The organism is Bradyrhizobium sp. PSBB068 (genome assembly GCA_016839165.1).
Taxonomy (GTDB): domain Bacteria; phylum Pseudomonadota; class Alphaproteobacteria; order Rhizobiales; family Xanthobacteraceae; genus Bradyrhizobium.
Genome location: CP069300.1, coordinates 5,571,710 through 5,586,053 on the forward strand (window position 1 = coordinate 5,571,710; position 14,344 = coordinate 5,586,053).

At 65.6% G+C, this 14,344-nt stretch carries 12 protein-coding genes; 5 read left to right on the top strand and 7 right to left on the bottom strand.

Annotation, left to right across the window (positions count from 1 at the left end; translation table 11 throughout):
• Positions 1–5: 5 nt before the first annotated feature.
• The 5 genes from ilvA to JQ507_25955 all read right to left on the bottom strand — a co-directional run bounded on the left by ilvA (position 6) and on the right by JQ507_25955 (position 6,939).
• Entirely contained in the window at positions 6–1,547 is a 1,542-nt protein-coding gene (gene ilvA / locus JQ507_25935; protein QRI68340.1) for a threonine ammonia-lyase, biosynthetic, read from the bottom strand.
• A 334-nt stretch (positions 1,548–1,881) separates the two neighbouring features.
• Entirely contained in the window at positions 1,882–3,072 is a 1,191-nt protein-coding gene (locus JQ507_25940; protein QRI68341.1) for an aminopeptidase P family protein, read from the bottom strand.
• Between the two features lie 19 nt (positions 3,073–3,091).
• Positions 3,092–4,495, bottom strand: coding sequence for an MFS transporter (locus tag JQ507_25945; protein QRI68342.1), 1,404 nt, complete (start codon positions 4,493–4,495; stop codon positions 3,092–3,094).
• Positions 4,496–4,516: 21 nt separating this feature from the next.
• Positions 4,517–5,308: an alpha/beta hydrolase gene (locus JQ507_25950; protein ID QRI68343.1), complete on the bottom strand. Its 792-nt coding sequence runs from the start codon at positions 5,306–5,308 to the stop codon at positions 4,517–4,519.
• Between the two features lie 11 nt (positions 5,309–5,319).
• A complete protein-coding gene (locus JQ507_25955) occupies positions 5,320–6,939 on the bottom strand; it encodes an FAD-dependent monooxygenase (protein QRI68344.1) in 1,620 nt (539 codons plus the stop codon).
• 109 nt (positions 6,940–7,048) lie between these two features.
• Between JQ507_25955 and JQ507_25960 the strand changes: the two genes are divergently transcribed.
• From JQ507_25960 to JQ507_25970, 3 genes are all read left to right on the top strand, one after another.
• Entirely contained in the window at positions 7,049–7,945 is an 897-nt protein-coding gene (locus tag JQ507_25960) for a LysR family transcriptional regulator (GenBank protein ID QRI68345.1), read from the top strand.
• A 114-nt stretch (positions 7,946–8,059) separates the two neighbouring features.
• Positions 8,060–8,341, top strand: a complete 282-nt coding sequence (locus JQ507_25965; protein ID QRI68346.1) for a hypothetical protein — start codon at positions 8,060–8,062, stop codon at positions 8,339–8,341.
• 301 nt (positions 8,342–8,642) lie between these two features.
• Positions 8,643–9,596 (top strand): helix-turn-helix domain-containing protein, encoded by a 954-nt coding sequence (locus tag JQ507_25970; GenBank protein QRI68347.1) that lies wholly within the window; start codon positions 8,643–8,645, stop codon positions 9,594–9,596.
• Between the two features lie 112 nt (positions 9,597–9,708).
• Here the strand turns inward: JQ507_25970 and JQ507_25975 are convergent, their stop codons facing one another.
• The gene (locus tag JQ507_25975; GenBank protein QRI68348.1) at positions 9,709–10,578 is read right to left on the bottom strand and encodes a DUF2066 domain-containing protein; all 870 of its coding nucleotides are present in this window, start codon (positions 10,576–10,578) and stop codon (positions 9,709–9,711) included.
• 215 nt (positions 10,579–10,793) lie between these two features.
• Here JQ507_25975 and JQ507_25980 point away from each other — a divergent pair, with 215 nt between their 5' ends.
• On the top strand, positions 10,794–11,807 hold the full coding sequence (locus JQ507_25980; GenBank protein QRI68349.1) for an NAD(P)-dependent alcohol dehydrogenase: 1,014 nt from the start codon (positions 10,794–10,796) through the stop codon (positions 11,805–11,807).
• 18 nt (positions 11,808–11,825) lie between these two features.
• On the opposite strand, the gene JQ507_25985 is transcribed toward JQ507_25980, so the two are convergent.
• The gene (locus JQ507_25985) at positions 11,826–12,599 is read right to left on the bottom strand and encodes an enoyl-CoA hydratase/isomerase family protein (protein ID QRI68350.1); all 774 of its coding nucleotides are present in this window, start codon (positions 12,597–12,599) and stop codon (positions 11,826–11,828) included.
• A gap of 104 nt (positions 12,600–12,703) precedes the next feature.
• Between JQ507_25985 and JQ507_25990 the strand changes: the two genes are divergently transcribed.
• Entirely contained in the window at positions 12,704–14,293 is a 1,590-nt protein-coding gene (locus JQ507_25990; GenBank protein QRI68351.1) for a gamma-glutamyltransferase, read from the top strand.
• Positions 14,294–14,344: the final 51 nt, after the last annotated feature.

A 14,344-nucleotide genomic window follows, 5' to 3' on the forward strand; every position in this document is an offset into this window, starting at 1 on the left:
CCGCGTCATCCCTGCTCGGCGGAGAGAAACAGGCGATAGGCCGGATTCTCGCTCTCGTTCCAGTAGGGATAGCCGAGCGCATCCAGCGCTTGGACGAACCGGGCGCGCTCCTGCGGCTTGACTTCGATCCCCGCCAGGATGCGTCCATAGTCGGCGCCGTGATTGCGGTAGTGGAACAGCGAGATGTTCCAGTCCGGCGCCAGGCTCTCGAGGAATTTCAGTAGCGCACCAGGACGCTCGGGAAACTCGAAGCGGTAGATCACCTCGTCCCTGAGCAGCGGCGCGCGGCCGCCGACCATGTAGCGCACATGGTCCTTGGCCATTTCGTTCTCGCTCAGGTCCAGGATCGGATAGCCCTCGCGGCGAAGCAGCTCCATCACCTCCCGCTTCTCGGCCTCACCGCGGCTCAGCGCGATGCCGACGAAAAGCTGCGCCGGCGCGGTGGTCTCGGCAAAGCGGTAGTTGAACTCGGTGATGGCGCGGGAGCCGAGAATGCGGATGAAGTGCCGGTAGCTGCCCGGCTTCTCCGGCACGGTGACCGCAAGCAATGCCTCGCGATGCTCGCCGACCTCGGCGCGATCGGCGATGGTGCGGAGCCGGTCGAAATTCAGATTGGCCCCGCTGTTGACGGCGATCAGGCTGCCGTCGCTCAGCGCACCGCGCTCGGCATAGGCTTTCAGCCCGGCGAGCGCCAATGCTCCGGAGGGCTCGGCAACCGATCGCACGTCGTCGAAGATGTCCTTGATCGCCGCGCACATCGCGTCGGTATCCACGGTGACGACCTCGTCGAGCAGGTCGCGGCAGAGCCGGAACGTCTCGGTGCCGACCTTGCGGACCGCGACACCGTCGGCGAACAGTCCGACCTGATCAAGCGCGACGACGTTGCCCTTGGCGAGCGCGGCCGCCATCGACGCGGCATCCGCCGGCTCGACGCCGACGACCTTGATCGAAGGGTTGAGGAACTTGACGAAGGCGGCGACGCCGGCCGCCAGCCCACCCCCGCCGATCGGCACGAAGATCGCCTCGATCGGATCGGGATGCTGGCGCAGGATCTCCATCCCGACGGTGCCCTGGCCGGCGATCACATCGGGGTCGTCGAACGGATGCACGAAGGTCAGGCCGCGCGCGACCTCGATCTCCCTGGCCTTGGCTTGCGCGTCGTCGAACGCGTCGCCATGCAGGACGACATCGCCGCCCAGACGCCGCACGGCTTCGACCTTGATGGCCGGCGTCGTCCGCGGCATCACGATGGTTGCGGGAATACCGAGCTTGCGCGCCGACAGCGCGACGCCCTGGGCGTGATTGCCCGCCGATGCGCAGATCACGCCCATCCGTCGCTGCGCGTCCGGCAGCCTGACGATCTTGTTGTAGGCGCCGCGGATCTTGAACGAGAAGATCGGCTGAAAATCCTCCCGCTTCAGCAACACGGATCGCGACAAGCGCTCTGACAGCCGCGGCATCGGATCGAGCGGCGTCTCGACCGCCACGTCATAGACCCGTGCGGTCAGGATGCTTTGGGCGTAGTCGCGGAGTGCGTTGGCGGTCATCGGGTCGCTTCTGTCGATGGGAGGCAATCCTTATCGGTTGCACCTGCCCATCGTCGGCGCCGACCTGGCGAGCAGACGGCACGGGACCGCCGCTGCATCCCGCCCGAAGCATCGCATGACCGGAGGCGCGAGTGAAGCAAAGACCGCCGGCGGGCGGACGCTGCCAAAATATCGAAAACAACCCCATGCAAAGGAGCCGGCGGCGGCCAGCAACTTGACACGTCGGGCAACTCAGGGATATATTTCTAATATTCCGAAATATGCGGGCGAACGCCTCCGGCACCGCAGCTCAATCGGTGCCCCATCCAAACATGCCGCCCCGGCGTTGATCGGCTCACGCCATGAGACGCGACGAATTCCATTCCCGGCCATGGTCACCGGGGGCTTCCCAGCCCGTTTCGGTGACGATCAGCGTGTCCTCGAGCTTGATGTAACCGCGCGCAGGATGCAGCAGCGCGGTTTCGATCGAGATCACCATTCCCGGCTCAAGCGGCCGGTCGGCGTCATATGGCGTGTAAGGGACCGGACCGGTCGCGGTCAGCCGCGGCGCCTCGTGGCTGACCAGCCCGATGCCGTGGGCGGTGAAGTCGAGCACGGCGCGGTTCGGCGACGATTTGACCATAGCCTCACCTGCCGCGATGATGTCGCCGCCCATCGCGCCCGGCCGGATCACGCGCCGGGCGGCCTGCTGAATGTCCTCGACTTCGTGCAGCAATTCGCGAAGCTCGCTGTCGGGCTCTCCCAGGATGCCCATGCGGCTGAGGTCGCCGATATAGCCCCGGTAGTTTCCGCCGGAATCGATCGAGATCACGTCGCCTTCCGCGAGGCGCTGGTTCGAGGGCGCGCGGTTATGGCTGTTGCCTGCGGCAATCAGGCAATATTCGAACACCAGATCGCGCGCCTGTTCCTCATGCCGCAAGCGGGCGACGACCTCGTTCTTGGTCATGCCTGGCACACAGTTCCTGAACGTCGCCAGCATCGCATCGACGACGCGTTCAGAGGCTTCCCTGATGAGATCGAGTTCGGCGGGAGATTTCACGGCGCGAAGCCGTTCGAGGGTGAAATGAGCTTCGCGCAGTTCGACATCGTCGAGCCCGGCCCGCAGATGATCCCTGGCATCGGCCGGCAGGAAGCTCGCCTCGATGCCGACGCGCTTTGCCGGAGCCCCAAGCTTGCGCACATGATCGATCGCGAGGCCCATCGCATCGATCGTTCCCCAGCTGCCTGTCTTGACCAGCGGTGTCCATATCCGTCCGAGATCGTGCTCGAACTTTTCCATGCGGTTGCCGATGTAGATCGCATTTTCCGGATGCCGCTTCTGATAGACGAACACCGGCAGATAGCGGCTGGTGCCGATCGCCTCCATGACTTCGAAGAAGAAGAAGCGATAGCCGCCGAGCAGGTACTGCACATTGTGACGCGAGGTTGCGATCAGGATGTCGAGCCCCGCCTCGTCCATCAGCCGGTCGAGCTTCGCGGTGTCGAACGGCGCCGCGGTTGCGATCGTGTCGTGCGCATTGTCCATGATATGACCCTTCGTCTTCTCAACTTGCCGTTTTCGCGGCCAGCGATTTCGGTGCGGCGCCCGCATTCTCACCGAACAGAGCCACCGGGCGACCGTGCGGCTCGACGCCGAGGAACGTGAAGGCGAGCCCAATCAGAAGGCCTGCGCCGGCGAGAAAGCAGAACGCCGGCATCACCGCCGCGGCGGTTGCGCTCGGATGCACGAGATTGTCGGCCCCCGCGATCAACGCAAGACACAGCGGCCCGACGATCTTGCCGACCCCGTTCGAGAGCTGGGCGAGGCCGACCGCGCGCCCCGAAAGCTGGACCGGGAAGATTTCCGCGGGATAGGGCCCGATGTTCGAGAACCCGCCGTCGAAGAACACGGCGCCGATGATCAGGAACACCAGAAACAGCGGCACCGAACCGGCAAAGTCATTGTGGAAATAGGCGGCGAGCGCCAGCGTGACCGCAGTGCCGTAGCCCATCAACTGACCGCACGGTTTGCGGCCGATCCGATGCGCCAGGAAGGCAAAGCCGGTCCGACCGAGGACGCCGGCGAGGCTGACATAGATGAACATCTTGGCCGCCTCCTGCGGCGCAACGCCGAGCAGCAGCGCCACGATGGTCGGTCCCCACAGGAAGACGCCGTAGTTCGCCGTGCTGGCGCCGAACCAGACCAGAACGGTCAGCCAGAACCGCCGCTGCTCGGCGAAGAGATCGGCAAATGTTGCGGAGCTCGCCTGTTGCAGCGTGGGCAACGCGAACGTGTCGCCACCGACCCGGTAGAGTTTCCGGATACTCGCCTGCGCCTCGCGCACGCGGCCCTTGCTGATCAGCCAGCGCGGCGATTCCGGCATGATGATCATGGTGAGAATTCCGAGGATGATCGGCAGGAAGCCGACCGCCGCCAATCCGCGCCAGCCGACCAGCGGCAGCAGGAAGCTCGCCGTCACCGACGCCGACAGCACGCCGAAGGCGACCGGCACGACCACGAGGCTCGTGACCAGCGTGCGATGACGGGTCGGGGCGAATTCGACGATGGCCGGAACCGCCGCGGCCGCGCCCGCGGCGAGGCCGAAGCCCACGAAGAAGCGCAGGACCGCGAACGCAATCCAGCCGTCTTCCGGAATGAACGCGATTGCGCCCGAGGTCAGGCCGCACAGCATGACGCCCGCCACCGCCAGCGGCTTGCGCCCGAAACGATCGGCAAGGATCCCGGCGGCGAACGCCCCGAGCATCGCCCCGATCCCGGCGCTCATCAGCATGATCGAGGTCTGCCCGAACGTCAGGTGCCATGTCGGCGCCAGCACCGAGACCAGAAACCCGACCACGAAGAAATCAAAGAAATCGACCACGCCGGAAATAGCGAAAAGGATGATCGATAGCCAATAGCGCGTCGTCACCGGCGCTTCGTCGAACGGCACTGCGTTCGCCTGCTCCATGGTCTCCCCCTGTCGTTGTTGTCAAGCCGCCTTCTTCTTTGAACTCAGAAATGCCGTCACCGCTTCCGCCACGCGTTCGGGCACCTGGATCGAGGCAACGTGGCCCGCGTTTGCGATCGTGCTGGTTTCGACCTGGGCAAGATCGCGGGCGAGCGCGAATGTCTCCGCATTCGGGATCAGCCGGTCGTCGCCACCGACCAGCAGCAGCGTCGGGCGATCGAAGCCGGCGAGATCGGCGGCGACGGGCTGCGCGAGCAAGGCGCCGCGTCGCGCTTTCTGGCCGTCGTCGCGGCTGGAGCCGCGGAAGATCTCAATCAGCTCGGGCCGCGTGCGCAGGTAGTCCGGCGGGAAGAAGAATTCCGCGATTTTTGGTGCGTTGCCTGCGGTGTCACTGCGGTACGACGCGAGCGCACGGAAGGCATCCGCGTTGACGTCCAGCGGGCTTTTGTTGACCTTCCAGGTGCTGCTCAGGACCAGGCGGTCGATGCTGCCGGGATGGCGCGCCGCCAGCACTTGCGCGATCTGCCCACCCAGCGAGGTTCCGAAAACATGGGCACGATCGTAGCCGAGCCCTCGGATCAAGGCCGCGGCATCGTCGGCCAGATCGGCCAATGAATAGGACGACGGGGGATTCCTGGTGGCGCCGGAATCGCGCTGGTCGTAGGCGATCACGGTGAACCGCGTCGCCAACACCGGCGCAAGGCCGTCGAACATCGAGTGATCGGCCTCGCCGCCATGCAGCAACACGATCGGTTCGCCGCGTCCCGTCTTCTCATATGCCGTAACGATGCCGTTGGCTTCGAGCGACTGCATCGGAGACCTCCCTAATGCAGCAAGGTCGAGAGCGCGCCGGCGAGCTCTTTCGCCGGATCCGACGGCAGCCACGGCATCCGCCACGCCACGTGCCCATCCGGGCGCACCAGCACCGCGCCGCGCATGCCGAGCTGGAAGCCGTCCGCCGGGTCGGCCGACGGCAACTGCTTCAGCGACAGCGGCATGCCGGTCTTCTCCGATACCTGCTTGCCCGCCTCCAGCCACTCGCTGCCGAGCGGACCGGTGACGACGGTGAATTCCTTGTCGAACCAGTCGAGTGTCGACTTCTTGCGCGACGGCTCGAGCCACATATGCGGAAAGCGCGCACCGGGACGGTCGGTCGGCGTGTAGTAGCGGGAGTTCATCGCCTTCGCGACGGTGCCATCGGGGATCACCGCCCCCTCCTCGTAATTGTGTCCGAGGTTCTGCCCGATGCTGTGCAGGTGATTGTCCATGTCGTTGATCCAGAATTTGATCCGGTCCGGATTGCGCGAGCGAACGGCGTCATCAGTCAGCCCAAAGCGCAGCCGATTGCCGTAGCTGAAATTGGCGTTGGACTGCGCGATCGGACGGCGCTCGCTGGAATAGCTGTCGAGCAGCTTTTCGTCCGCGAGGCCCTTCAGCACGAATGCGAGCTTCCAGGCGAGATTATGCGCGTCCTGAACGCCAGAGTTCAGGCCGAACCCGCCGGTCGGCGGAAAGCGGTGGGCGCAGTCGCCGACGAGAAGCACCCGGCCCTTTCGGAAGGTCTCGGCGACCTGCATGCTGACGCGCCAGATCGAACGATTCAGAAGCGTGACGTCGAGATCGGGAATGCCGACATGGCCGCGCGCGATCTCGATGAACTCCTGGTCGGTCCACGGCCTCTCACGATCGTCCTTGGTCAGGCCGATCTGCGTCACGGTCAGCCAGCGATCCCGGCCATTGGTGTTCAGGATGGCGGCGCGCGGCAGATCGGGCGTGTCCGGGACGATGATGAAGCCGGCGGCCTCGCGCGCGATCGGCAGCCGCGACAGGTCGGCGCGCCAGTATTCGTTGGACATCACGGCCAGCGTGGATGGTCCGACCATGTCGATCCCGGCGCTGCGCCGCGTCTGGCTGCCCGCGCCATCGGCGGCGATCAGATAGGTCGCCGTCCAACGTGTGACCTCGCCGGTCTTCTGGCAGCGCGTCGTGACGTTGACGCCGCTGTTGGTCTCCTCGAACGATTCACATTCCGTGCTGAACAGCACCGTCGCGTGCTTTGACTTCTCGACCACGCGCAGGATCTCTTCCTCAACGGCATCCTGGGCGACCAGGCTTTTCCAGGCAGGCGTATGACCGACATTCGGTTCGGGACGGGTGCGGCCGAACTCGTGACCCGCGATGCTGTCGAGGAACACGAACATGTCGGAGTTGTCTTGCAATCCGCGCTCGCGGATCGCCTGCTCGATGCCCCACTGCCGGAAGATCTCCATGGTGCGGACCCAGCAGCCGCGCGACTTCGGATGATCCGTCGTCGTCGTGCTCTTTTCGACCACCACGCAGTCGATGCCGAAGCGGTCGAGCAGCAGCGACATCGCCAGGCCCACCGGCCCGCCGCCGGCGATGAATACGGATGTCCGGCGTGCCTCATCGGTCGCGATGCCCATCCTCGTCTCTCCTCCGTTTGATCGTTGCGGAGAGACTGCGCTCTTTTTGGTATCTCACAAGAATATGTTTGATATGGTATCCATCTCGATATGAGATGGAGTGCCTGTCATGGACCTGCGGCAGATCCGCTATTTCGTCTCCGTCGCCGAGCGTGGCGGCTTTGCCGCCGCAGCCAGCACGCTCAACATCGCCCAGTCGGCGCTCAGCCGCCACGTCAAGGAACTCGAAGACGAACTGGGCGGCGCCCTGCTCGAACGCGGCGCGCGCGGCGTCTCCGTCACGGAGTCCGGCAAGGTGCTGCTCGCGCGCGGGCGCTGGCTGCTTGGGACAATCGACGACATCAAGGCCGAGGTGCGCACGGAGAACCGCGAGCCGAGCGGCACGGTGCGGATCGGCGCGCCACCGAGCCTCGGCGATGTCCTCTACGCGCCGCTGGCCCAGACATTCGTGAAGCAGTTTCCGCGTGTGCGGCTCGAGTTGAACGAGGGGCTGACCGAGAATCTGTCCGAACGCCTGCTGCGCGGTGAGCTCGACCTGGCGATCGTGACGACGCCGCCTCCCAATGATCATCTCGACTATGAGGTGTTGATGTTCGAGCAGGTGTTCCTGATCGGACCGCCGCGCGATCCGCTGTTCAAGCGCGGCAGGCTGAGCCGCAAGGAGTTCGACGCCCTGCCGTCCGCCGTGGCTCCGCTGAGCCGCAACCCGTTCCCGTCGACGACGCACTCCGCGGTACGGGTCGACAACAGCACGCCGATGAAGCGCATGGTGGCGTTGGGCCTCGGCTATGCCTTGCTGCCGTTCTCGGGAATTCACCAGGAAGTGGCGGCCGGCGCGCTGTCGGCGGCGCTGTTGCCGTGGATGCGCGCCGAACGCGTGCTGGCGCTGCCGCGCGGCCGGCCGGTCAGCCGCGCCACGCGTGAAGCAATCGCCGCGCTGAAGACGATCTGCAGCGGCCTGATCGATGCAGGAATCATCCTGACGGCGCCGGCGCGCAAGACCTGAGCAGCTCTTGCCACCGCAACGGCCTGCTACGGAACCCGGCGTGATTTATGTTTCAGTAAGCAAGTTGTAGCTAGGATCAAGCAGTGCGTTGCGTTTGCGTATGGGAGACTTCCAGTGATCGACTTTGACGAACTTCGTAGTATCGCCGCGGACGTTCGTATCTTCATCGACGCATCGGAAGACAAGGGTGGTGCCTTGAAGGCCATCGTCGACGCCTACGACGTCGTGCTCGGCATTTTCCCGGCAGGCCCCGGCATGGACCTTCACGTGGTCAAGGGCAACGAAGTCCTCAATCACATCGCACAGACCCAGGCCTCGTCGGGCTTTACCCACACCGCCATCGCATTCCAGACCCGCGAGCAGGCTGTTGCGCTTGAGCAACTGATGGCGGCCTAGCCATCGCCAACGCGCAGCTGACGGCTGCGCATTTCGCTTTGAGATCAAACGATTGCCGCCCAGGCGGCGGGCCTGATGTGCACTTTGTGCCAATCCCGCCCAGGCCGTGCCGTCTGGAAACGAAACCGCCAATCCCGTGCCGTCGCCCGCGTTGCCTTCCCGGGCAAAACCGGCAAGAATCCGCGCCGTCTCGTCGTGCGAATCGAACCCATCGGGGCGGGTTGTGTCGGGTTGTATTTTGTACTGATTTCACGTCATTTGGTATCGGCAGATTGGTCGCGCTACACTTGTGGGCGTGGATATGGGCAAGGACCTGTCGATTCACACCGGCGAGCTTGACGGCTTCGAGGGGCTCCACGACGCCGTCAAAGGTTCGCATGTCGAAGTCATGCAGCTCGAGCGCGGCAAGCTGCGCGGCACGTTGTCCCACGTCGGGATCGGCGACTTTTCGCTCAGTATCGGCGCGTTCAATGTCGGGGTCCGCACCCAGCGCACCTCCGCCGACGACAAGCTGATCATCGGCATGCTGCTCAATGCGACGGACCGCGTCACGCATTGGGCATTCGACATGCAACCGGCCGACGTGCTGGTGATTCCTCCGTCGGTCGAGCATGACGGCGTGTTCCACCGGGCCTCGTCCTATGCGGCGATTCGCTTCGACATGACCGATCTTCCCGAGCTGTTCGGCGGCGAGCCGCGGCTCGCCGATGCCGAAACCTGGCAAGCGAAGAACCACTTCCGTGCCGACCCCGCCATCGGCATGAGCGCCGCGGACCGGCTGCCGCAGATCGTCTCGCATCTTGCACGGTATCCGGACGCGCTGTCGGAGGCGTCGGCCGAATTCTGGAAACGCGCGATCGTCGACTGCGTGAGCGCGACGGTCGTCACGTCGCTGCCGCCGGACGGCACCAGATATCTGCCCTCGGCGATGAGGCTGGTGCGCGACGTCGAGGACTATCTGCGCACCGCGGGCACCCGCCCGGTCCATGTCTCGGAAATCTGCACCGAGCTTCGGCTGTCGCGGCGCAGCCTGCACCGCGCCTTCCACGAGGTGTTCGGCGTCGGCCCGGTGACGTTCCTGCGCTACAAGCGGCTCTGCATGATCCGTTCGATCCTGCGCGAAAGCACGCCGGAGCAGACCACCGTGTCCAAGGTCGCGATCGAACAGGGCTTCATCGAGCTCGGACGCTTCTCGCAATACTACCGCGCGATGTTCGGGGAGTACCCGTCGCAGACGCTTGGCTACGCCGGCTAAAGCGCGATGATATTTGGTTGAATCGTCATCGCGCTTTAGCTCTTTGTTTGAGCATGATCTTTTCGGAAAACCGCTTCGCACTTTTCCGGATCATGCTTTAGAGCCCGCAGGCTCATTTCGATCGCCCCGGATCGCCATTGCCGGACAGCACCTGCGCGGCGCCGCCGATACCGCGGCGAAAGGCTTCGTCGAAGGTGACACCGCGGAATTGCCATTTGTAGTCCCGGCCATGCCAGGCCATCCGCCATTGCGTGGCCCAACCCAGATCCTTGTCGTCCCAGACCAGTTGCCCGACCAGGATGGCCCCGCCGCCCTGCGGTGCCACGATCGGGGCAAGCTTCGCCGGCTGCGTCTTCAAGAGCTCGGCCGCGGTGATGCCGGCATTGGTCAGCGCGGACGCATCCGGCAGCACGAAACGCATCCCGCGCTTGCCGGCCGCTGCCGCGAGCGCGTCGCGCTGCAAATCCGACTGCGTGCCGTCTGATGTGACGATATAGTCCTTCGGGCCGTGCAGCATCTCGACGAAGACGCCGAGCACTGGCCGCTGCGATCGCCACGGCTTGAGGCCAAGTCCGGCGAGAATGCCGTCGATCTTACTCTGGTCGAAGGCCACGGTGAGGTCGTAAGGCCGATCGCGGGTGCCCTGCTCGTCGTGATGCGGCTTGCCGGCATACTGGTCGTGATAGTCGAAACTGCTGACGAACTCCTTGGCCCTGGATTTATAGCCCGCGAGCCGGCGGTCGCTTGCCAGCATCGGCTGGCCGGAGACCTTGATCAGGACGTCCTCCAGACAGGCGCCGAAGCCGATGATGCGGTTCGGCTCGCCCTGTCCGGTGACGACGGTCTGCGCGCGGTAGAGGCTGTCGTCTGCCGCCGCGATCGCGACACCACAGCAAATCAATGCAGCGGCAAGCAGCATGCGGACCACGCTGCGCGCGAAGGTGACGATTGGATCGCGTCTCGTCGCAAGCACGGCAGCCACGGTCACCTCCGCCAGATCATTTCATCGTTCGGCATGGGTTGGCGGCATGTGCCGCCGGCACCAAATTGTTCCAGCATAGGCGCCATTCCATCGGCCGCACCTCGCGCACTGGCCATGCGCGGCAAGCCTGACATATGCTCGCTGGATACGCGGCGGTGCCGGGTGCGCGGCCCAAAACGAGAATATCGACGAGAACACCTAGCAGGAGGCGTCCCGTGAAATGCTACGAGTTGCAAGGCCCCGGCGGCGTCGACGCGCTTGCGCTGGTCGACAAGCCGGTTCCGCAGGCAGGCACCGGCGAAGTGCTGGTGCGGCTGAAGGCGGCGACGCTGAACTATCGCGACCTGCTCACGGTCAAGGGCGGCTACGGCTCGCGGCAGAAATTTCCGCTGGTCCCGGCCTCCGACGGCGCCGGTGTGGTCGAGGCGGTCGGCGCCGGCGTCAAACATTTCGCGGCCGGCGATCGCGTGATCGGCAGCTTCTTCGAAAGCTGGCTCGGCGGCGAGCCGAGCGAGGCGCGGATGCGTGCGGCGCTCGGCGGCAGCGTCGACGGCGTGCTGACCGAATACCGGGTCTTCCCGGCGCAGGCGCTGGTGCGCACGCCGGGCTATCTCAGCGACATCGAGGCTGCGGCATTGCCATGCGCCGGCCTCACGGCGTGGAGCGCGGTGGTCAAGCTCGGCGACATCAAGCCGGGACAGACGGTGCTGACCCAGGGCACCGGCGGCGTCTCGCTGTTCGCGTTGCAATTCGCCAAAATGTGCGGCGCCCGCGTCATCGCCACCTCTTCCAGCGACGCCAAGATCGCGCGGCTGAAACAGCTCGGTGCCGATGTCACGCTGAACTACAAGACCACGCCCGACTGGGGCAAGAAGGTGCGCGAGCTGACCGGGCGCGGCGTCGATCTGGTGGTCGAGGTCGGCGGCGTCGGCACGCTGAACGAGTCGATCCGCGCCACCAGGATCGGCGGCACCATCGCCTTCATCGGCGTGCTCGCAGGTCCCGCCTCGTCCGACTCGCGGCTGCCGCTGATGGTGATGCAGCAGCAGCGCCTGCAGGGCGTCACTGTCGGCTCGATCGAGGATCTGCAGGCGCTCTGCGACGGCATCAGCATGCACGGCGTCAAGCCTGTTATCGACAAGGTGTTCGCATTCGACGAGGTCAAGGACGCGTTCGCCCACATGGCGAGCGGTGCCCATTTCGGCAAGATCGCGATCGCTATCGGGTAGCACCTGGAGCGCCAAGGCCTAGCGTCCCGTGAACTGGGCCTTGCGCTTCTCGACGAAGGCCTTGCGGCCTTCCTGCGCGTCGGCGCTTTCGCGGATGATTGACTGCAGCTCGATCTCGCGGCGGAACTGCTCGGCGTAGCTCGCGTGCTCGCTCTCCTCGAGGAGCTGCCGTGTCGCGACCAGCGCCCGCGTCGGGCCATCGGCGAGGCGGCCGGCGAGCACTTTTGCCTCGTCGAGCAACTTTGCGTCATCGACGACCTCGCGCACCAATCCCCACTCCTTGGCCCGCTCCGCCGACAGCGGCTCGTTCAGCAGCATCAGGTCGAGCGCGCGCTGCCGCCCGATCAGGCGCGGCAAGAGCCAGGTCGAGCCGAGATCGGGCACCAGGCCGATTCGGCTAAACACTTGGATGAAGCTCGCCGAGCGCGCGGCCAGGATGATGTCGCCGGACATCGCAAGGCTGAAGCCGCCGCCGGCCGCGACGCCGTTGACCGCGACCACCACCGGCATCTGGCATTCGCGCAAGGCCTGCATCGCCGGCCAATAATGCTTCATCACGCCGGTATAGATGTTGTCGCCGAGCGAGTTGAACGCCTTGAGATTCTGCCCGGAGCAGAAGCCGCGCCCCTCCCCGGTCAGGATCAGGGCGCGAATACCCCGCTCGACCCCCATCTCGCCGATCGCACGCGCGAGATCGCCGAGCAGTTCCGGTGTCATCGCGTTCAGGCTGGCTGGATCATTCAGCGTGAGGATGCCGACCTTGCCGTCCCGTTCGCGCTTCACGCTGCTCATTTTCCGCTCCCTGAAACTGGTTCTTGTTGTTGCACTGACAGTGCCATGCCTGACATGCTACGCCAACGTGCCCCGCCCGCAACAAGAACAGCGAAAGCAACGCCATGTCCGATCAGTTCTCCAACTCGCAAGTGATCCGTAAGCCGGCCGTCAGCACCAAGGGCGGCATCGTCGCGGCGCAGTCGCGCCGGGCGGCCGAAGTCGGCGCCGAGGTCCTGGCGGCGGGCGGCGATTGCGTCGACGCCGTGATTGCAACCACCTTTACCCTTGGCGTGCTGGAGCCGTGGATGAGCGGCGCCGGCGGCGGCGGCGCGATGGTGCTGTATCGCGCCAAGGAGAACCGCGTCGAGGTGATCGACTACGGCATGCGCGCACCCGACGGCCTGCGCCTGGAGGATTATCCGCTGACCGGCGGTGCGGCCTCCGACCTGTTCCCCTGGGCTCGCGTGAAGGACGATCGCAACCTGCATGGCCCCGGCTCGATCGCCGTGCCCGGCGTCGTCGCCGGCATGGAGGAGGCACATCGCCGCCACGCCAGGATGCCGTGGAAGGACCTGCTGGCGCCGAGCGTCAAGCTCGCCGGCGAAGGCCTGTTGGTCGATTGGTGGACCACCGACATGATCGCAAGCTCCGCCGCCGATCTGCGGCGCTATCCCGCCAGCGCGGCGGCTTATCTGCTGGATGGCCTGCCGCCGAATGCGCAGTGGGGCATCCGCTCGGTGGTCCGGATGCCGCAGGACGCGCTGAAGGCGACGATGGCGCAGCTCGCCGCGGCGGGCCCGCGCGATTTCTATGAGGGCGATCTGGCGCGCAGCATCGCCGACGATATCCAGGCCGCCGGCGGCGCGCTGTCGGTGCGCGATCTCGCCGCCTTCCGCGCCCATCTGCGCGAGCCGCTCAGGATTCCCTATCGCGGCGGCACGGTCTACGCGACGCCGGAACTGACCGCGGGCCCCACGATGGCACGCACGCTCGGTCTGTTGCAGAAGGCGTTAGCACCGGCGCAAGGCGGCCCGGATGCTGTGGCCTATGCAGCCTATGCCGAAGCGCTGCAAGCCGCCTATCGCGAGCGGTTGAAGGACATGGGCGACGTCGATGGCCGCCGCGCGCTCGGTGCCGAGGCGGTGGCGCCATCCTGCACCACGCATTTCTCCGCAGTCGACCGCGACGGCAACATGGCCGCAGTGACGCAGACGCTGCTCTCGACCTTCGGCTCCAAATTCGTGACGCCGAACACCGGGCTGACCATGAACAACGGCATCATGTGGTTCGATCCGGTGCAGGGCAATCCGAACTCGCTCGCGCCGGGCAAGCGCTGCCTGACCAACTACACGCCCGTGGTGGCGGAAGCGGCCGACGGCCGCCGCTTCGCCGCCGGCGCGTCCGGCGGCCGCCGCATCCTGCCCGCGGTGTCGCAGCTCGTCTCCTTCGTAATGGACTTCGGAATGAATCTCGACACCGCGATCCACGCGCCACGCATCGACGCCAGCGAAGGCGCCATCGTGATCGGCGATGTCCGCCTGCCGCAAGCCGTGCGCGAGGCGCTGCGCGGCCGCTTCGACTATGAGGAGGCGCGGATCCAGACCCAGCCGAAGAAGTTCGCCTGCCCCAGCATCGTGCTGCGCGACGGCACGACGAACAGCGGCGCCACCGAGCCGTTCCATCCGTGGAGCGATGCCATCGCGGAAGCGTGAGAAGAACGCGGCACGCACAACAACAAGCATCTCGGGAAAGCCGTCGTCCCG